This window comes from Clostridium thermosuccinogenes (assembly GCF_002896855.1).
Classification (GTDB): Bacteria; Bacillota; Clostridia; order Acetivibrionales; family DSM-5807; genus Pseudoclostridium; species Pseudoclostridium thermosuccinogenes.
The window spans coordinates 1,300,392-1,318,706 of sequence record NZ_CP021850.1; the positions used below are offsets into that span (position 1 = coordinate 1,300,392).

An 18,315-nucleotide genomic window follows, 5' to 3' on the forward strand; every position below is an offset into this window, starting at 1 on the left:
GCTAAACTTAAGGCAGATTTTGGCGCAATATCTATAATATTATAACCCATTATAAAAGGCATAAAAATATTAATTTTATCTTTGAAGGAGATAATATTTATGTATCGATAAAATTGCAGATCATCAAAATATGCAACTTTAGGATTTCCATGAGGACTACGGAAAATTCACCCATTCATGGTCCCGGGAAAATCCTTGTCAAATCGATACAATGAGCCTTATATCGCCAGATTACAGGAAAGGAGACGCATTGTATGGATAATCCTGCAATTACTGAACTGAATGCGCTGCTTAAGGGGGAAGAAATGGCTATTCATGCCTATGACAGATTTATAAACGACGTGGAGGATATAGATGCCAAAAATCAACTGAAGAAGTTTCAATCGGACCATAAAAAGCATTCAGAGATATTGGCAAAAAGGATAGCCGATCTGGGGGGGCAACCTCAGCATGGTACCGGTACCGCAGGCATGATGGCGAGCGTTAAGGGAATGATGGAAGAACTAAAGGGCAGGTCCACTGCGGAAATTTTAAAAGATGCATATGATGGCGAAGATAAGGGAATTGCTGCAGCGGAAGAGGTAGTAAAAGGGGATTTGGACAGTGAAAGCTCTAGGATTGTAAATCAAATACTGACGGAAGACCATGCCCATTTAAGGGAGATGGCAAAGCTGATAAACAAATATGAAGAATCTTAGGTGATATGCTCTTTACTGCAAGGTAGGGCTGTCTCAAAGCAAAGTTTGAGATGGCCTCTTTTTGTTATGATAATCATCTTGCTTTGGCATATGTCAAAAACAGCTCCATTTTAGAGTACAATGGAGTTAACACTAAAAAAGTATTTGCAGATTTAAGGACAGCTTTTCATGGGCAAATGTAAAGCGTCACCCTGGTTGCATGCCTGATAAGGGATATACCGATGTTTGCATAATGTCTGCAGTATTATGCGGGTTTATAAAAGAGGGTAGAGCAGGAAATAGAAAAAACCAGTGTAGCTCTTTTACCGACAGCAATAAATATGGCATATCAGGTAATATGGGCTATCCCAAAGTTGATTTTGGAACAGCCCCTTATGTAAGGTATGTGGCTATTTTAGCTAGACATTCATCAATTATTGCATCTATTTCTTTTATTTGTGCATCATTTGGATCGTAGTTTTTCAATATTTTTATATTACGGGCTGTCCAATCCAATGATTTAACTTGATCAGTTAAAATTACCCCTGTTATTGGGCTGCCACCACTATCAAGGAATATCCCATTAACTGGTAAGTCCACTTCAAAAGGATATCCCTTCTTCTGATTAGTGATCGGACAAACAACTACAAATCCTGTTTTTCTATTGAATTCTTTAGGTGATAAAACAATAGCATTCCTTCTCCCAGCTTGCTCATGACCAGCTTGTGGATTAAAGTTTAAAACAATAAAAGCACCTCTCTCAGGTATATCTGCCATTAAATTAATTCACGCCCTTCGCTTCCAAAATCAATTTCATTGTGTCGGTTTTCAGGAGTAATTTGTGATAAAAGATCTTCTAATGTGTATTTCTTTTGTAATCTTTTTGGTTTTAATGTGATGATTTCATCGTTTTCAGCAATAATCAATTCAATTTCGGAACCTTGTTTGATGCCTACTTTCTCGGCAGCTTCTTTTGGAATACGTATTCCCAAGCTGTTTCCCCACTTTTGGGCAATGACTGTAGCCATGTAGTCAGCTCCTTTCGTTTGGATTATTTTGGTTTCTAAATGTTCCTTTGAATCCATTATATCACCTATACACAAAAAAGTATATACATAGTATATACTTTTTTGTGTATAATGATACTCTTATTAATTGAATAAATTTAATATATGTAAACTGGTTAGAGTAATAAAAAATACTAAAGCAAAAAGTTTGAGTATTACCATTTAATATAAGAACACAGATAAAACTCAACATGCTTAGCAGGCATGCTTTATGGTAGAAAATCATTATTTGATGAAAATTACTACGCAAACTTAAAAGTAAAATTACTAAAAATCTTTATCTTCAGTGCTTTTTGAGGACGTACTGGGGATTAATGCTTTTCCATGGTAAGGATGGGGCCACTAGTTCTATTATTGGTTGAGAGGTTCAATATAAAAAAAGAGGCTATCTCAAATATTATTTTGAGACAGCCTTTTTAATTGTGATAAAACACATATGTACTACTTCCTCAAGCATTTTGGAGTAGCAGGCTGGTAAAGGAACCAAAAACATGCCGTGCTGCTTACTGTAACAGCTATAAGTGCGATCAAAGCGCCTAATAATGATATTAATTTTTTCATGCTTAAGCAACCCCCTTATTATTATTTGATATATCGTAGAGATTGAGAATGTCCGCTTCCATTTCATTGATAAGCTCGTTCACTTTTGTGTAATTTCCGTTTTCTGCAAATATTTTCATGTCATAAATAAAACTCTCTATATTTTCCTGAATCACATACCTGTCATGTTCTTCCTTGTTGAATATGTGGTAAATAGTTAATATAAATATTGCTATATTAACAATTGGAAATACCAATACCATGATTACTACAACTGACTGAACTGCGAAACTTAACTCATTTAAAATCCCGTCGAATCCAATTAATTTGCCCATTACCAACAAAAAAATGATATTAGTGATGATTGTGGCGAAAAAAGCTCCTGTAATAAATCTTCTATTAAATATGACGCGTGCAAGCCGCAATTGGGAAAAGGATGCTTTTTTCATGAGTGCATATGCAAGAATTGAATACTCAACTATCCTCTCCGGCAAAGCGCATAGGAAGGTCAACCAGGAATTGTTGCTAATATCAGTGATACTCTTTCCAGTAGCGGATATAAGCAGGGGAAGATAGGAAAACTCTATTAACATAAAAATAAGAATGCTACAGGCTGTATACACAAAAACTTTTATTGCTTTGAAATAATTTTTATAAAGGAGTAACATACTTAAAGCAACACACAAATAACCTGACAGTAATGTTAAAGTAGAATCAATTTTAAATAAATGCAGTATGTTAGAGATTGCGGCTGAAAATACCACCATGAAGACTACCTTTTTGATATCCTGCATCAGAAAAATTTTGCTATATTCTTTGTATCCGGATATCTCTTCCTCCATCAGCCTGTCCACCTTAATGTCCTCAAACCGCTTTAGCAGGATCAAGGTAAACATGACAATGAACGTTTCTTCAGGTATGGAAACAAAGGCAAAGTTTGCCAGCACATTTCCTACTTTATACCAACTTTCATTGAACATCATATATCAACCTCAAACAAGCATTTTACATCAATTACATTATATAACATTTTATACAATTTGAAAAGAACTTTTTTCAAAATTATTACATTTATTTGCAGCTTACCTTATTTAATGGTTATCCACACTGGCGCATTTAACATAGAAAATTGCCTAAATGTGGCATATATGATAAAAACCATCCACAAAGAGGATGGTTTTTATCAGTGAATTAATACATATGTACTACTTCCTTAAGCATTTTGGAGTGACAGGCTGGTAGAAGACCCAAGCAGATGCCGTGCTGCTTACAGTAACAGCTAACAGTGCGAGTAAAGCGCCTGCTAATGACAATAATTTTTTCATCTTAAGTGCCCTCCTTTATACAATTTTTTGATATATCGTAAAGTTTAAGAATGTCCGCTTCCATTTCGTTGATAAGCTCATTCGCTTTTGAATACTTTCCGTTTTCTGTAAATATTTTAATATCGTAAACATAGCTCTCTATATTTTCCTGAATCTTATACCTGACATGCTCTTCTTTATTGAAAATATGGTATATGATTAATATAAATGCCGCTATGTTAAATATAGGGAATATCATTATTAAGACGACAATAAAAACCTGGTTAAAAATGCCAAGACTACTCAAGGCTTGATCAAATATGATTATTTTACCCATTATAAGAAGGAAGAAGAAATTTATACCGATAAACAAACAGAAAGACACAGTCATAAATCTATTGTTGAATATGATGTTTGCAAGCCGCAACTGGGAAAAGGAAGCTTTTTTCATAAGCACATATGCCAGAAGGGAATATTCAACTGCCCTTTCCGGTAGGGAGCACAGGAAGTTCAACCATATATCATTGTTGAGGTCGGCAACACTCTTTCCGGCTATGGACAGAAGAAGGGGAACATATGAAAACTCAATTAACATAAAGATAAGCAAGCTACAGGCTGTACACAGAAACACTTTTAATGCGCTTCGGGTCTTAAAATGGCTTCTGTAAAGGAATAACAAACTTAAGGCAACACAGAAATAACATGATAGCAATATTATTGAGGAATCAATCTTAAAAAAACGTAGAATATTAGTCACAATAGCCGGTAATATTACCATGAAGGCCACCTTTTTGATATCCTGCATCAGAAAAATTTTACTGTATTCTTTGTATCCGGATATCTCTTCCTCCATCAGCCTGTCCACTTTAATATTCTCAAACCGTTTCAGTAGAACCAAAGTAAACATTACAATAAATGTCTCTTCAGGAATGGAGACAAAGGCTATGTTTGCCAGCATACGTACTATATTACTCCAATTCACACCGAACATCACATATCAACCTCGAACAAGCATTTTACATTACTAACATTTTATAACATTTTGCGCAGTTTGTAAACCACTTTTTTTCAAAATTATTACATTTGTTTTTTATAGTATCATCTTTTGGCTTCCTGTATTGAAATATATGGCAAATAAAATCACCATGCAAGAGGTTTTCTTTTTTATGTATCCAGCTTGTTGCCTGTAAGTTTTTATGCTAACCTCATTATGTGAAGATATTTACAAAGACAGGATCATTATCAAGGAAATCTATAGATAAGAGTTCAGGTAAGGAAAAAATAAAACTCATAGAACAGTAATATTAAACTGGAAAACAATAGCTTTAAGGCTCCTTCAATTTCCCATGGCACTGCTAAAATCCACCTGTTGAAGCTTCAGTAATATGCTTGGCTATTTCTAAGTCCATTTACTGCCTTTGGGAGAAGTGAGCCTTCCGGCAATTGTTTTCCATGTCTATCGAAATAATAAGGTGGAGTTAATGCAAATTATCTAATATTTATTTCAGGCCATCTGCCTGACATATTCGCTTTCGCTCTTCTATCTGCCTTCACCTTTTGAATCTCCGCTTTCGGAGCCGCCGTCAGAAGAACCTCCTCCGTCTTCCTCATCCATCGCTTTTTCCATCTCATCTACGTTGGACAGGGTTATTCTTCCTTTAATGTCTATGATGGGCTGGTTTTTTTCTTTTATTGCCTTTTCCAGTTCAACTATCGAAAAATCGAGCTTGCTGGCCAAATCCTGCTGTTCCTTGGATATGGTGTTCTTAAACAGTGACCAGGAAGATTTGAGGTTATCCATATCATTGTTTGCCTGTATCCAGTTTGCTGTCATTGAATTGAGCATGGCATTTCTTGCATAGTACCGAACTCTTTTTATTTCCGGAGAAGTCTTGGTTCTATATAGAGAGTAAAAGTCCGGTATATTTGCATACAGCATGCTTGCTGCCATAAGGGTGTTGGTTTTGTTCTTTGCGATTATTGTGTTTGTAAGGCTGTTTAAGGAAGTTCCGAAGCTGTCTATCAGCTTGTTGCTGGCGCCTTTTTTAGCAGCTGAGGGCATATAGCTGTTCCACTTGTAATGAAGATCGTTTATAATTGGTGTTATCTTCTGCCAAGGATCCTTTTGGGCTTGAGGCTGCTTCTGTTCCTCCTTCATTGTCTCCTCCTGCTGGGTACCTTGGCCTTCACCCTGTGAGCCTCCTTGGCCGCTACTTTGCTCCTTGTCCTTTTGCTCGCCTTGTTCCTTTTCCTTCTGGCCGCCTTGCTGCTCCTGGTTTTTTTGTCCCATCTCTTGACCTCCATCTTCCTTTATCCCTTCTTCTTTCTGCTCCTTTATACCCACGGCAGGACCGTCCAGTTCTTTTATTATTTTTTCGATATTCTCTTCAATGCTTTTAAGCTGGTCGGGAATTTTCTCCGACTGCTGCTGCTGGCTTGTTGACTGCCTTTCAGGAGTGGCTGTATCGCCACCACTGCTTCCGCAGGCTGAAAGCAGAACTACGGATAGGGAAAGGACAACAGGCAAAATTGCTTTACGAATGATATCCGGCAGTGAGTGTTTGTTTTGCAGCATAATATTCCTCCTTAATTTACATAAACCAAATGTTCCAATTTAATCTATAATAGTGCTTTAATTCCGCTTGAATTCCAATTAACGCCTTTTATTCCGAATGCTTTGGCACGTTTTATACATATTATTTCTATATAATCTATAAAAAATACTAAAATACTGTCTTATACATTCAATGAAATAATTACATAAAGGATTTCGCAGCTTTTTGTCAAATAGTTATTATGTAAACGTATGCCGATAAGCATAACAAATGACAAAATAAGCACACGGAGGTACAAAATGGCTATAACAGTTAATTTGTGTTCAAAAAGCAATGGTGAGATAAAGAAATTCCTGGAAAGTTATTACGAAAAACAGGTTAATATGGATGAAGACGTGGGTAGATGGATGTATGTATATAATAAGCCATTGGATGCGGTAGATATAATATGTACAGTTATGGATAATAAAGATAAATATAATATTACAATGTACATAGAGTTGGATTCAGGAGATGTGCATCCGGTAACATATGAAAACCACAATGATATTGTAAAGGGGCTTTTTTCTCTCTTTTACTCCGAAGAACAGGTTTAGCATAATCCTCTGCGCCATCATTTCGAGGTCTAAATCCCAGAAGCGATGCGTATAAATTTTGTATGAAGCTGTTTTGGACAAAATTGCATAAGGCAGCTCATACAATTGGGTGGAAAACATTTACAATTAGGCCGTTGCTGTGTTATAATAACAACGGTATTTTAGCATGGCTTGAAATGGACGGAGATGGATAATGAAAAAGGCACATTTGATTTTACTGGTGATAACTTCTGTAATGGTATTATATTCGGCATATTCCCTGGCAGCCATAAGCCAGGTATACAATATAGATTTTGAATGGTATTCTGCTTATGAGGGCAGATTTTCAGATAAGTCTAGAGATATGTCCGGTACTAAAAGGTCCTTGGATACTTTGCCGAAGGACCTTTTGTTTGAGGTGATTACTAATGAGGATGACCTGCTTCGGTTGAAAAATAAAGGAATAAATACAGATGCATCGATAGATGGGACCGATTTTGACGAATACATACTCCTTTTTTGCTCCTTGGGAGTGGTTAATTCGCCTGAATACGGTATAAAAGTCGAAGACATTGCCCAAAGGGGTAATTCTGTTGAAATAAAGGTAGGTATGATCATCCCTGAAGAGTCTTTCAGCTCTTTCGGAGATTATCGATATACATTTATGCCTGCAGATGTTGTCAGAATAAAAAAGTCTTCTCTTTCATCCAGGGGAAATCTCATCTTCATTTTCAAAGACAGGAGCGGAAAACCTCTGGCAGAGGTTAAATGCAAAATTGAATAGCTTCCTATATAAATAAATAGTAGTTATCTTTTGCATAATATATATTACATAATATATATTTAGGTAAGTTTTTTTATGTTAAATCTTGTATACAAAGAACAGTTTGATTATAATGGTACTGGACGGGAAATGCTTGATATAAGCAGATATTAGTACCTGGTCATAGCTATATTTTTTTACATAACGACTATATTGTATATATGAAAGGAACAAAAAAATGAATTTCTTGGAACAAATCAGCAAGAGAGCAAAAGAAAATAAAAAGACAATAGTGCTTCCTGAAAGCAAGGACATCAGAACGTTGAAAGCAGCAGCTATGGTACAGCAGCAGGGAATAGCAGATATTGTGCTTGTCGGAAATGAAGATGAGATTAAACAGCTTGCAGGGGATCTTGATATTTCAAAGGCGAAGATAGTGGATCCTCTTAAATCTGATAAATTTGAGGACTATGTAAACTCCTTCTATGAGCTTAGAAAAGCCAAGGGAATGACTTTGGAAAAGGCCAGGGAAATTATGAAGGACGAGCTCTACTGGGGAGTTATGATGGTAAAGAAAGGCGATGCAGATGGAATGGTTTCCGGAGCCGTGCACTCCACTGCAGATACTTTGAGACCAGCACTGCAAATTCTTAAGACAGCGCCTGGGACAAAACTTGTTTCGGCCTTTTTTGTTATGGTTGTCCCGGATTGTGAATATGGACATAACGGAATATTTGTATATGCCGACAGCGGATTGGTGGAGAACCCCAACGCAGAGGAGCTTTCTGAAATAGCGATTGCATCGGCTAAATCTTTCAGAAGTCTTGTACAAGCCCAGCCTAAGGTTGCCATGCTGTCCTACTCCACTTATGGAAGCGCGAAAAGCGAGTTGACGGAAAAAGTTATCGAGGCTACCAGACTTGCAAAGGAAAAGGCTCCTGATCTTATAATTGACGGAGAGCTTCAGGCAGATGCCGCTCTTGTTCCATCTGTTGGAAAATCCAAAGCTCCGGGAAGCAATGTTGCGGGAGAAGCAAATGTATTGGTATTCCCGGACCTCAACTGTGGTAACATAGCGTACAAGCTTACTCAAAGGCTTGCAAAAGCAGAGGCTTACGGACCAATAACTCAAGGCTTGGCAAAACCTGTAAATGACCTTTCCAGAGGCTGTAGCGCGGAAGATATAGTCGGAGTTGTAGCGATAACTGCAGTGCAGGCACAGAATTCATAAACATAATTATAAGGGGGATAAAAAAATGAAAGTTTTGGTTATCAATGCCGGTAGTTCATCTTTGAAGTATCAGCTCATTGATGTATCCAGCAAGGAAGTTTTGGCTAAAGGGCTTTGTGACAGGATAGGCATAGAGGGTTCCATTCTGAAGCACACCAAATCAGGTGGCGATCCCGTTATACATGAGGTAAGCCTGCCTAACCATAAGGTTGCTATAAAAGAAGTAATCAATGCTTTACTGGACAAAGAAATAGGAGTTATATCGGATGTGTCGGAAATAGATGCGGTGGGACATCGCGTAGTACATGGAGGAGAAAAATTCCACTATTCGGTGCTCATCGACGAAAATGTCATGCAGGCATTAAAGGACTGCATTGAGCTTGCTCCGCTGCATAATCCGCCGAACATTATCGGAATAGAAGCGTGTAAGAATATATTGCCCGATACACCTATGGTGGCTGTATTCGATACGGCTTTCCATCAGACAATGCCAAAGCATGCATATTTATATGCTCTGCCCTATGATGTTTATGAAAAATATGGCGTGAGAAAATACGGTTTTCATGGAACTTCCCACAAATATGTATCGGAAAGAGCAGCTGAGATGCTGGGCAAACCGTTGGAGCAGCTAAAGATAATTACCTGCCACCTGGGCAATGGTGCCAGCATATGTGCGGTTAGTGGAGGAAAATCCATGGACACAAGCATGGGCTTTACTCCTCTTGCCGGACTGGCGATGGGAACAAGAAGCGGAACCATTGACCCGGCGGTTATTTCATACTTGATGGATAAAGAGAAGATGTCCATAAAAGATATTAATGATTATCTCAACAAGCAGTCCGGCGTTCTTGGAATCTCCGGCGTTAGCAGCGACTTCAGGGATATACAGGCTGCAGCAGAAGCAGGAAATGAAAGAGCGGCTCTGGCAATTGAGATATTCTGCTACAGGGTCAAGAAGTATATAGGTGAGTATGCTGCTGTTATGGGAGGCGTAGATGCAGTAGTATTCACTGCCGGTATAGGAGAAAACAATCCTCTGGTAAGGGAAAAATCAGTAGCCGGTTTGGAGTACATGGGTATAGAAATCGACCTGGAGAAAAATCAGGTAAAAGGAAAGGAATTGGATATAAGCAAACCTTCCGCCAAAGTCAGAACTCTGGTTATACCTACTAACGAAGAGTTGGCAATAGCAAAAGAAACAGTGGCTATATTGAGCAAATAATCTCACCCCGGCACAGAATGGGTACAGTTTTAAATATCCTTGACAATGGTATTATTAGTTAGTATAATATCATTTGTCGGTTTATGAGGTGACATTATGAAAATTGATATATCTGACATTTTAAAGTTTGATGGTGCTTCTTTAGATGTCAAGTTTGAAGGCTCTCAGGAAGATTTTGATATTAAATCCATAGACGATGATTTAATATTTGCAGACCCTATCAGGTTCGACGGGAAGCTGGTAAACGTAAGCGGTGTTATAAAGCTGGACGGAAGTCTTGAAGCTGACTATACTGCTGTATGTTACAGGTGTCTGAAAAAGATTGACCGGCGTATGAAGCTTGACATAAAAGAGGAGTTCGTCGATGCCTCAAAAGACACGGATGGAGAAATGTATACCTACGAAGGTAAATATATTGATCTGGGTAAAGCTCTAAAAGACAATATAGTTTTGAATTTACCCATGAAGCAGGTTTGTACATCCGACTGCAAGGGATTGTGCCCAAAATGTGGTGAGAATCTCAATGAAAAGGAATGCAGCTGTAAGGAAGAGTACATTAATCCACAAATGGAAGTTTTGAAAAACTTTTTTAATAATTAGAAGTGGTTGTTATACGGTAGGGAGGTGTTATCATGGCAAATCCAAAGCGCAGATGGTCAAAAGCAAGAACCGGTAAGAGAAGATCCCAGTGGAAATTGTCCGTACCCGGTTTAGCAAGGTGTCCAAAATGCCATACTTTCAAGCTACCTCACAGAGTTTGCAAGGAATGTGGTTATTATGACGGTAAAGAGATTATTAAGGTGTAATCAGAATATTATCGCATAAAAAGCAGCAGATGGAAAACTGCTGCTTTTTGCTTGACTGGAATTAATTTATCGGTGATACTTAAGTTAGGGGCAGTGGAAATCCATGGGACGGTGCGCGTAAGCGCAAGGAAGCGAGACGATGCGAATTGCCCTGCCGGTCGGCATCGGCCGAAACTGGCTTGAAACACGACTTCACCGTATATTTACTGAAGGAGGAACATATCGGTTGAAAGAAAGTTTTATGGTGATACAGAGCATTATTCCGGGAAGTATCGCCGAGGAAGCAGGTATCGAGCAGGGAGATGCCCTGATATCAATAAACGGACAGAAAGTAAACGACATATTTGATTACAGGTTCTTTATAACAAACGAGGACCTGCTGTTGGAAATTAAAAAACCTGATGGAGAAATCTGGGAAATTGAGATAGAGAAGGATGAATATGAGGATCTGGGAATAGAATTCGAATCTTCCATGGATCCTAAAAACTGCACCAATAATTGTGTTTTCTGCTTCATTGACCAGCTTCCCAAAGGCATGAGGGAAACTTTGTATTTTAAGGATGATGATTCCAGACTTTCGTTCCTCATGGGAAACTATGTGACGCTGACCAACATGAAGGATGACGACATAGACAGGATAATCAGATATCATATGTCGCCCATAAACATATCGGTGCACACTACAAATCCGGACCTGAGGGTTGCCATGCTCCGAAACAGGTTTGCCGGCAATCTGATGGGAAGGATAAAAAAGCTTGTTGACGGAGGAATCACCGTCAACTGTCAGATTGTTCTGTGTAGAGATATAAATGATGGCACGGAACTGGACAGGACCATAGCCGATCTGGCTGACATGTATCCGGGGATAAACAGCATTTCGGTTGTGCCGGTGGGCATAACCAAATACCGGGGAGGACTTTATCCGTTAAAACCTTATGACAGGGAATCGGCAAAACAGGTGGTTTCCCAGGTTGAAGCATGGCAAAAAAGGCTGCTTCAAAAAAACGGCTCCAGGGTAGTTTACCTTGCCGATGAGTTTTATATCATGGCAGGGATTGGAATCCCGGATTATGAGGAATATGAAGACTTTCCCCAAATCGAAAACGGAGTCGGTCTGATCGCCCAATTCAGGCATGAATTTGACGAACGCTTTGAAGAACTGAAATCCTCGCCCGAGGGTGAAAATACGAGCAGTATACCGCAGGTTCAAAGGAATGTCGGCATTGTCACGGGGGTTTCTGCCTACGGCCATATATCGGAAATGGCCGGCATTCTGGCAGAGGAATACAAAAATTTGAACATCAAAGTATTTGATATAAAAAATGAGTTTTTCGGAGAAAATGTAACAGTAACTGGATTGCTGACCGGAAGGGATATTGTTTCACAGCTTTCCGGAAAGGATATAGGAGATGAGCTCCTTATATGCCGGTGTACACTGAAGGCCGGGGAAGATGTATTCCTGGATGACTATACCGTTGCCATGGTGCAGGATAAGCTGGGAGTAAAGGTGACGGTGGTGGAAAACAACGGCAGAGATTTTGTAGATGCGATAATTGGTGTTAAAGATCACATATATTGATTTTACGGAGGTGGATGGATTGGCTAAACCGGTAGTGGCTATCGTTGGAAGGCCAAACGTCGGAAAATCTACTTTTTTTAACTATGTGACCGGAAAAAGGATATCTATAGTGGAAGATACCCCTGGAGTTACCAGGGATAGAATTTATGCCGAGGCTGAATGGAGAGACAGAAAATTCACACTTATTGATACCGGAGGTATCGAGCCTTACTCAGAGGATATCATAATGCAGCAAATGAAAAGGCAGGCGGAAATTGCCATAGAGACAGCCGATGTCATACTTTTTATGGTGGACGTAAAGGATGGTCTTACAGCGGCCGACAAAGAAGTGGCTACATTGCTCAGAAAGACCAGGAAGCCTGTCATTCTCGCCGTAAATAAGGTAGATAGGATTGGAGAACCTCCTCCGGAGGTGTATGAGTTCTATAATCTTGGCATAGGCGATGTAATGCCCATTTCCTCGATACATGGCCTGGGGATGGGGGATCTGCTGGATGAAATATACAAGCATTTCCCTGAGGATAAGGAAGAAGACTATGATGAAGATGTCATAAAAGTAGCCGTGGTAGGCAAGCCCAATGCGGGCAAATCCTCTTTGGTTAACAGCATCCTCGGCGAGAACAGGGTGATAGTGAGCGATATCCCCGGAACCACCAGGGACGCCATAGACACCTATGTCGAAAAGGGTGAAGACAAATTTGTCTTTATTGATACGGCGGGGCTTAGAAAGAAAAGCAAGATAGTGGAGAATATTGAAAGATACAGCACTATCCGTTCCTGGTCCGCCATCGAGAGGGCGGATGTCTGCCTGATAATGATTGATGCGGTGGACGGCGTTACCGAGCAGGACACAAAAATAGCCGGATATGCCCACGAGCAGGGAAAGGCATCGATAATAGTAATAAATAAATGGGATCTCATTGAAAAGGAAACAGGTACCCTGGAAGAATACCGCAAGGTAGTGTATGAAAAGCTTGGCTTTATGACTTATGCTCCTGTCATTTTTATTTCGGCAAAGACCGGACAGAGAGTGCACAAGCTGTATGATTTGATAAAATATGTTGCCGGTCAGGCAGCCTTCAGAATATCCACAGGTATGCTTAACGACCTTGTAAATGAAGCGATTGCCATTGTGCAGCCTCCGTCGGACAAAGGAAGAAGGCTGAAAATCTATTACATGACCCAGGCTGGAGTAAAACCTCCTACATTCATCATATTTGTAAACGATGCCGAGCTTTTGCATTATTCGTATGTCAGGTACCTGGAAAATCAACTGAGAAAAAGTTTTGGGTTCGAGGGTACTCCCATCAGATTCATTCATAAGGAAAAAGGTAAGGAGTGATACATAGAAATGGGCTCAGAGGTGTTGAAACTGTGTTTTGTGGGTGTTGTCGGTTATCTGCTTGGCAGTGCGAACAGTTCCTTGATAGTCGGAAAGTTCTACGGTGTTGATGTGCGCAAGCATGGAAGCGGAAATGCAGGAGCGACCAACACTCTTAGAACTCTCGGCAAAAAGGCTGCATTATTTACGACTATAGGCGACATGCTGAAGGGATTCATAGCATGCCTTATTGGAATGTATTTGGCCGGCGATACCGGAGTTATCATAGGCGGTATGGCTGCTGTAGCGGGACATAACTGGCCTGTGTTTTTCGGGTTCAAAGGGGGTAAAGGTATCCTCACCACCCTTGCCGTCGTATTGATGATGGAATGGAAGATAGCTTTGATACTGCTGGGAATATTCATTATTATAGTGGCCATATCGAGATACATATCTCTGGGTTCAATAACCAGTGCGGCGCTGCTTCCCGTATTTGCCCTGATTTTCAACAAATCCGTTGAATTTGTCGTAGTGTCATTTATACTCGCTTTGATAGCAATCGCAAGGCATCGTAAAAACATATCGAGAATCCTGAATGGCACCGAGTCGAAATTTGGTGTGAAAAAAAGCAGCTAGCATATAGTCTGCTTATTTAATACATTTTAGTATATCTAAGCATAATATGGTACAATTTTGTACATATTAATATAATTCTACTTAAATTTAGAGCTGTTTAGGTGGATAAATCACTGGAAGGCTTGCTTCACCCTAAGGGCGGTAAATTGGTTCATAAGTCAACCCATCTTGTTCCTGCGGCTTCAAAAGGTTGATTTAAGCGCCGCCAGGGAAATTGAAGGAGCCTTAAGGTCATTATTTACGGAATGACAATGCGATACTGGTATCGTATCAACACTATGCTCATTGGCATGAATTGAAAGGTGGAATTTACATATGAAAAAGAGCATTGCAATAATAGGTGCAGGAAGCATGGGCACGGCAATATCCATTCTGTTATCCAAGAATGGAAACAGTGTAAGGATGTGGACCCCTTTTAAAGAAGAAGCTGATATGATTAATACGGCAAGGGAGCATATACACAGGCTTCCCGGGGTTATTGTGCCGGAAGGGGTAATTTGCACCGACGATCTTGAGAAGGCGCTGGACGGAGCAGAGCTTGCCGTATTGGCGGTTCCTTCCCAGACTATACGCCAGAATTCCCGGAATATTTCCAAATATATAAAGAAAAACATGATAGTGGTTTCCTGTTCCAAGGGAATTGAAGAAGGTACCCGCATGCTTCTTACGGATATAATCAGGCAGGAAATACCGCAGGCATTGCCGGTTGCCCTGTCAGGCCCCAGCCATGCGGAAGAGATAGCCAGGGATATACCTACTACCGTGGTGGCAGCCAGCGAAAACCGGGAGGCAGCGGAGCTCGTTCAGAACATATTCATGTCACCCAAATTCAGGGTTTATACCAATTCCGATGTAAAAGGCGTGGAGCTGGGGGGAGCTCTCAAAAACGTAATCGCCCTCTGTGCCGGAATATCGGATGGTCTGGGCTTTGGTGACAATACCAAGGCTGCCCTCATGACAAGGGGTATAACGGAAATCACAAGGCTTGGGACGGCGATGGGCGCAAGGCCTCAAACCTTCGGAGGGTTGACCGGAATAGGGGACCTCATTGTAACGTGCACCAGCATGCACAGCAGAAACAGAAGGGCAGGCATCCTCATCGGGCAGGGCAAATCAGTAAAAGAGGCTCTGGATGAAGTTAAGATGGTAGTAGAGGGTGTTGCTACGGCAAAGCCTGCTTATGAGCTGGGTCAGGAATATAATGTCGATATGCCTATAACTAGAGAAGCAAATGAAGTCCTGTTTAACGGGAAGAATCCCAAGCAGGCGGTGGTAGACCTGATGATGAGGGAAAAAAAGGATGAAATAGAAGAACTTATTTGATATACTAAAAGGTGGGGTTTTACCTTACCAAATAAAATCAAGCGGACGGGCAATCTAAAAACCTGTTCCGCTATAAATCTTGCCCGGGGAGTAGGGTATTGTCCGAATAATAAACCTGTAAAAAACACAGGCTGACACTGCCATATAAAAGGGGTGAAAGGATGAGACCATGAAAAAGGCAATTTTGATATACAACCCGATGTCGGGGGATCACAGTGCTGACAAAAATCTCGATTACATAATCAAGCGTTTCCAGAACGAAAATATTCTTCTCCAGCCTTACAGGATTTTCAGCAACGAAACGGAAATCCTGGAGGACGTCTTAAAACAGGAGGATTATGTTTGTGCGGTTGTCTCCGGCGGTGACGGCACTTTGAATTATTCCATCAATGCTCTTATGAAAAACGACATCAGGATTCCCGTAGGGGTGATACCGTCGGGCACCAGCAATGATTTCGCCCGATGCATAAACATGCCCCATGAAATCGATAAGTGCATGGATGTAATACTGGGCGGAAATACGATAGATGTAGATGTGGGCCTTATAAACGACAAGCAGTACTTTCTGACCACATGTGCCGGAGGGATATTTGTCGACGTTTCCTTTAATACGCACAATGAGCTAAAGAAAAACTTCGGAACCTTTGCGTATTATCTTAAAGCCATCAGTGAGGTTACAAACATCCGATCTTTTCCCATAAAAATTGAAACCGAAACCCAATCCTTCGAAGAAGAAATTCTGTTATTTATCATATTGAACGGCAAACACGCGGCAGGCTTTACCAACCTTTTGGAGATAGCCGACTACTCCGACGGCATAATGGACATCATTATGCTGAAAAACTGCTCCCACCTGGACATGGCGACGGTGTTTTTCAATGTGTTAAGCGGTAATCATATAAATAATAAAAATGTTATAAGCCTTAGGGCCAGAAAATGCATCATAAAAGGCGGCAGCAGCATCAACCTTAGCGTGGATGGTGAAAAGGGCGACAGCCTTCCTATAGAGGTGAAATTCATACAGCGCGCTTTGAAAGTATTTATACGGTAATCTTAAAGAAAACCTCCCCTAATTTTTTGTTCTATAAATTTAAGACGAACATATATTTATAATGAATAATGCGTTGTACAACATTGGCCTAAATGGCTATCCAAACAAAATTAGGGGGGTTGCGGGTGGAAGCTTACAACATATATCAACAGATCGCAGAAAGAACTCAAGGTGACATATACATAGGAGTAGTAGGGCCGGTAAGAACAGGTAAATCGACCTTTATTAAAAGATTTATGGATTTACTGGTAATCCCTAATATAGAAAACACTTACCAAAAGGAAAGAGCAAAGGATGAACTGCCTCAGAGTGCAACCGGAAGGACAATAATGACCACCGAGCCTAAGTTTGTTCCCAATGAAGCAGTGGAGATAACCATCGACGAAAATGTGAAGCTGAAAGTCCGTTTGATTGACTGCGTTGGCTATCTTGTAAAGGGTGCGCTGGGATATTTGGAGAACAATGTGCCGAGGATGGTATCAACTCCTTGGTATGACCACCAGATACCTTTTGAGGAAGCGGCAGAGATCGGAACCAAAAAGGTGATCAATGAGCATTCAACCATCGGCCTTGTAATAACGACTGACGGCTCAATTACTGATATAAGCAGGGAAGAGTATATTGAAGCTGAAAAAAGAGTGGTCAGCGAGCTGAAGGAAATCAACAAGCCCTTCGTAATAGTGCTGAACTCAACGCGGCCGTCGGACCCTGAAACCCTCAAGCTCAAGGAGGAGCTGGAAGCAAAATATTCCGTTCCGGTTATAAATGTAAACTGTGCTCAAATGAGGCTGGAAGATATCAATACGATAATGGAAAAAGTGCTCTATGAATTCCCGGTATCGGAGATAGGCATAAATATTCCCAGATGGATTGAGGCGCTGGAAGATGACCACTGGCTCAAAGTCGATCTGATCGATTCCATAAGGGAGAGCCTGAGGAATATATCCAAAATACGCGAGGTAAAAGGCTGCGTCCAAAACCTTGGGGAATATGAGTTTGTAAAGAAAGCCTACATAGAGAGAATAAACTTAGGCGAAGGCAATGTGTTGGTCGAACTGAGCGCGGAGGATGGCCTGTTCTACCGCATACTCAGTGAAGAGACAGGATTTGAGGTGGATGGAGACCATAGACTCATAGGGCTTTTGAAGGATCTGGCAAGGATAAAGAAAGAGTATGAAAGGGTCGAATATGCGCTGCATGAGGTCAGGGTAAAAGGATATGGCATGGTTATGCCTCAGATGGACGAACTTTCGTTGGAAGAGCCGGAAATTATCAAGCAGGGTAACCGATTCGGAGTTAAATTGAAAGCCAGTGCGCCATCCATCCATATGATCCGGGCGGATATTGAGACTGAAATCGCTCCGCTGGTGGGAACCGAGAAGCAATCGGAGGAGCTTGTGAACTACCTTCTGAAAGAGTTCGAAGGTGAGCCGGGCAAGATATGGGAGTCCAATATATTCGGAAAATCGCTGTATGAGCTGGTAGGCGAAGGACTGCAGAACAAGCTGTTCAGAATGCCCGAGGACGCACAGCTAAAGCTCCAGGAGACGTTGCAGAGGATAATCAATGAAGGCAGTGGCGGATTGATATGTATTATATTGTAAAAAGATATATTTCCACATGAGGATGCCTGTTAAACGCGGGGCATCTTCTTTTTTTGCAAAA

The 18,315-nt window shown here is 40.6% G+C and carries 20 protein-coding genes; 13 read left to right on the forward strand and 7 right to left on the reverse strand.

Translation table 11 applies throughout. The features are described 5' to 3' along the window. Positions 1–254: 254 nt before the first annotated feature. Complete coding sequence (locus tag CDO33_RS05610) at positions 255–698, forward strand: DUF2383 domain-containing protein (protein ID WP_103080158.1); 444 nt, start codon at positions 255–257, stop codon at positions 696–698. Between the two features lie 372 nt (positions 699–1,070). On the opposite strand, the gene CDO33_RS05615 is transcribed toward CDO33_RS05610, so the two are convergent. From CDO33_RS05615 to CDO33_RS20770, 7 genes are all read right to left on the reverse strand, one after another. Further along, on the reverse strand, positions 1,071–1,454 hold the full coding sequence (locus CDO33_RS05615) for a type II toxin-antitoxin system PemK/MazF family toxin (RefSeq protein WP_103080159.1): 384 nt from the start codon (positions 1,452–1,454) through the stop codon (positions 1,071–1,073). Continuing rightward, complete coding sequence (locus tag CDO33_RS05620; protein WP_103080160.1) at positions 1,454–1,762, reverse strand: AbrB/MazE/SpoVT family DNA-binding domain-containing protein; 309 nt, start codon at positions 1,760–1,762, stop codon at positions 1,454–1,456. The genes CDO33_RS05615 and CDO33_RS05620 overlap by 1 nt, the downstream gene beginning before the upstream one ends. A gap of 423 nt (positions 1,763–2,185) precedes the next feature. Continuing rightward, the gene (locus tag CDO33_RS05625; protein ID WP_103080161.1) at positions 2,186–2,305 is read right to left on the reverse strand and encodes a cyclic lactone autoinducer peptide; all 120 of its coding nucleotides are present in this window, start codon (positions 2,303–2,305) and stop codon (positions 2,186–2,188) included. 2 nt (positions 2,306–2,307) lie between these two features. After that, complete coding sequence (locus tag CDO33_RS05630) at positions 2,308–3,126, reverse strand: hypothetical protein (RefSeq protein WP_133158673.1); 819 nt, start codon at positions 3,124–3,126, stop codon at positions 2,308–2,310. Positions 3,127–3,489: 363 nt separating this feature from the next. Then, a complete protein-coding gene (locus CDO33_RS05635; RefSeq protein ID WP_103080163.1) occupies positions 3,490–3,609 on the reverse strand; it encodes an AgrD family cyclic lactone autoinducer peptide in 120 nt (39 codons plus the stop codon). Between the two features lies 1 nt (position 3,610). Beyond that, positions 3,611–4,579, reverse strand: coding sequence for a hypothetical protein (locus tag CDO33_RS05640; protein WP_133158674.1), 969 nt, complete (start codon positions 4,577–4,579; stop codon positions 3,611–3,613). Between the two features lie 549 nt (positions 4,580–5,128). Then, entirely contained in the window at positions 5,129–6,163 is a 1,035-nt protein-coding gene (locus CDO33_RS20770) for a hypothetical protein (RefSeq protein WP_161496430.1), read from the reverse strand. Between the two features lie 279 nt (positions 6,164–6,442). Here CDO33_RS20770 and CDO33_RS05655 point away from each other — a divergent pair, with 279 nt between their 5' ends. From CDO33_RS05655 to spoIVA, 12 genes are all read left to right on the forward strand, one after another. Beyond that, positions 6,443–6,739: a hypothetical protein gene (locus CDO33_RS05655; protein ID WP_103080167.1), complete on the forward strand. Its 297-nt coding sequence runs from the start codon at positions 6,443–6,445 to the stop codon at positions 6,737–6,739. 193 nt (positions 6,740–6,932) lie between these two features. Continuing rightward, positions 6,933–7,502, forward strand: coding sequence for a hypothetical protein (locus tag CDO33_RS05660; RefSeq protein WP_103080168.1), 570 nt, complete (start codon positions 6,933–6,935; stop codon positions 7,500–7,502). Positions 7,503–7,719: 217 nt separating this feature from the next. Then, the gene (gene pta, locus CDO33_RS05665; RefSeq protein ID WP_103080169.1) at positions 7,720–8,712 is read left to right on the forward strand and encodes a phosphate acetyltransferase; all 993 of its coding nucleotides are present in this window, start codon (positions 7,720–7,722) and stop codon (positions 8,710–8,712) included. Between the two features lie 25 nt (positions 8,713–8,737). Next, positions 8,738–9,934 carry an acetate/propionate family kinase gene (locus CDO33_RS05670; protein ID WP_103080170.1) on the forward strand — a complete coding sequence of 399 codons (1,197 nt, stop codon included), beginning with the start codon at positions 8,738–8,740 and terminating at the stop codon, positions 9,932–9,934. A 96-nt stretch (positions 9,935–10,030) separates the two neighbouring features. Next, positions 10,031–10,534, forward strand: coding sequence for a YceD family protein (locus tag CDO33_RS05675; protein ID WP_103080171.1), 504 nt, complete (start codon positions 10,031–10,033; stop codon positions 10,532–10,534). 32 nt (positions 10,535–10,566) lie between these two features. Further along, positions 10,567–10,740, forward strand: coding sequence for a 50S ribosomal protein L32 (rpmF, locus tag CDO33_RS05680; RefSeq protein ID WP_103080172.1), 174 nt, complete (start codon positions 10,567–10,569; stop codon positions 10,738–10,740). A 226-nt stretch (positions 10,741–10,966) separates the two neighbouring features. Beyond that, a complete protein-coding gene (locus CDO33_RS05685) occupies positions 10,967–12,319 on the forward strand; it encodes a DUF512 domain-containing protein (protein ID WP_422678793.1) in 1,353 nt (450 codons plus the stop codon). 19 nt (positions 12,320–12,338) lie between these two features. Beyond that, positions 12,339–13,661, forward strand: coding sequence for a ribosome biogenesis GTPase Der (gene der / locus CDO33_RS05690; protein WP_103080271.1), 1,323 nt, complete (start codon positions 12,339–12,341; stop codon positions 13,659–13,661). A gap of 9 nt (positions 13,662–13,670) precedes the next feature. After that, entirely contained in the window at positions 13,671–14,276 is a 606-nt protein-coding gene (gene plsY / locus CDO33_RS05695; RefSeq protein ID WP_103080173.1) for a glycerol-3-phosphate 1-O-acyltransferase PlsY, read from the forward strand. A gap of 315 nt (positions 14,277–14,591) precedes the next feature. Continuing rightward, the gene (locus CDO33_RS05700; protein ID WP_103080174.1) at positions 14,592–15,599 is read left to right on the forward strand and encodes an NAD(P)H-dependent glycerol-3-phosphate dehydrogenase; all 1,008 of its coding nucleotides are present in this window, start codon (positions 14,592–14,594) and stop codon (positions 15,597–15,599) included. Between the two features lie 169 nt (positions 15,600–15,768). Further along, the gene (locus tag CDO33_RS05705; protein ID WP_103080175.1) at positions 15,769–16,650 is read left to right on the forward strand and encodes a YegS/Rv2252/BmrU family lipid kinase; all 882 of its coding nucleotides are present in this window, start codon (positions 15,769–15,771) and stop codon (positions 16,648–16,650) included. 125 nt (positions 16,651–16,775) lie between these two features. Further along, positions 16,776–18,254 carry a stage IV sporulation protein A gene (spoIVA, locus tag CDO33_RS05710; RefSeq protein WP_103080176.1) on the forward strand — a complete coding sequence of 493 codons (1,479 nt, stop codon included), beginning with the start codon at positions 16,776–16,778 and terminating at the stop codon, positions 18,252–18,254. The last annotated feature ends 61 nt before the right edge of the window (positions 18,255–18,315 follow it).

Coding starts and splice junctions, on each gene's coding strand:
- CDO33_RS05610 (WP_103080158.1), top strand. CDS start 255: ATGGATAATCCTGCAATTACTGAACTGAATGCGCTGCTTAAGGGGGAA.
- CDO33_RS05615 (WP_103080159.1), bottom strand. CDS start 1,454: ATGGCAGATATACCTGAGAGAGGTGCTTTTATTGTTTTAAACTTTAAT.
- CDO33_RS05620 (WP_103080160.1), bottom strand. CDS start 1,762: ATGGATTCAAAGGAACATTTAGAAACCAAAATAATCCAAACGAAAGGA.
- CDO33_RS05625 (WP_103080161.1), bottom strand. CDS start 2,305: ATGAAAAAATTAATATCATTATTAGGCGCTTTGATCGCACTTATAGCT.
- CDO33_RS05630 (WP_133158673.1), bottom strand. CDS start 3,126: ATGGAGGAAGAGATATCCGGATACAAAGAATATAGCAAAATTTTTCTG.
- CDO33_RS05635 (WP_103080163.1), bottom strand. CDS start 3,609: ATGAAAAAATTATTGTCATTAGCAGGCGCTTTACTCGCACTGTTAGCT.
- CDO33_RS05640 (WP_133158674.1), bottom strand. CDS start 4,579: ATGTTCGGTGTGAATTGGAGTAATATAGTACGTATGCTGGCAAACATA.
- CDO33_RS20770 (WP_161496430.1), bottom strand. CDS start 6,163: ATGCTGCAAAACAAACACTCACTGCCGGATATCATTCGTAAAGCAATT.
- CDO33_RS05655 (WP_103080167.1), top strand. CDS start 6,443: ATGGCTATAACAGTTAATTTGTGTTCAAAAAGCAATGGTGAGATAAAG.
- CDO33_RS05660 (WP_103080168.1), top strand. CDS start 6,933: ATGAAAAAGGCACATTTGATTTTACTGGTGATAACTTCTGTAATGGTA.
- pta (WP_103080169.1), top strand. CDS start 7,720: ATGAATTTCTTGGAACAAATCAGCAAGAGAGCAAAAGAAAATAAAAAG.
- CDO33_RS05670 (WP_103080170.1), top strand. CDS start 8,738: ATGAAAGTTTTGGTTATCAATGCCGGTAGTTCATCTTTGAAGTATCAG.
- CDO33_RS05675 (WP_103080171.1), top strand. CDS start 10,031: ATGAAAATTGATATATCTGACATTTTAAAGTTTGATGGTGCTTCTTTA.
- rpmF (WP_103080172.1), top strand. CDS start 10,567: ATGGCAAATCCAAAGCGCAGATGGTCAAAAGCAAGAACCGGTAAGAGA.
- plsY (WP_103080173.1), top strand. CDS start 13,671: ATGGGCTCAGAGGTGTTGAAACTGTGTTTTGTGGGTGTTGTCGGTTAT.
- CDO33_RS05700 (WP_103080174.1), top strand. CDS start 14,592: ATGAAAAAGAGCATTGCAATAATAGGTGCAGGAAGCATGGGCACGGCA.
- CDO33_RS05705 (WP_103080175.1), top strand. CDS start 15,769: ATGAAAAAGGCAATTTTGATATACAACCCGATGTCGGGGGATCACAGT.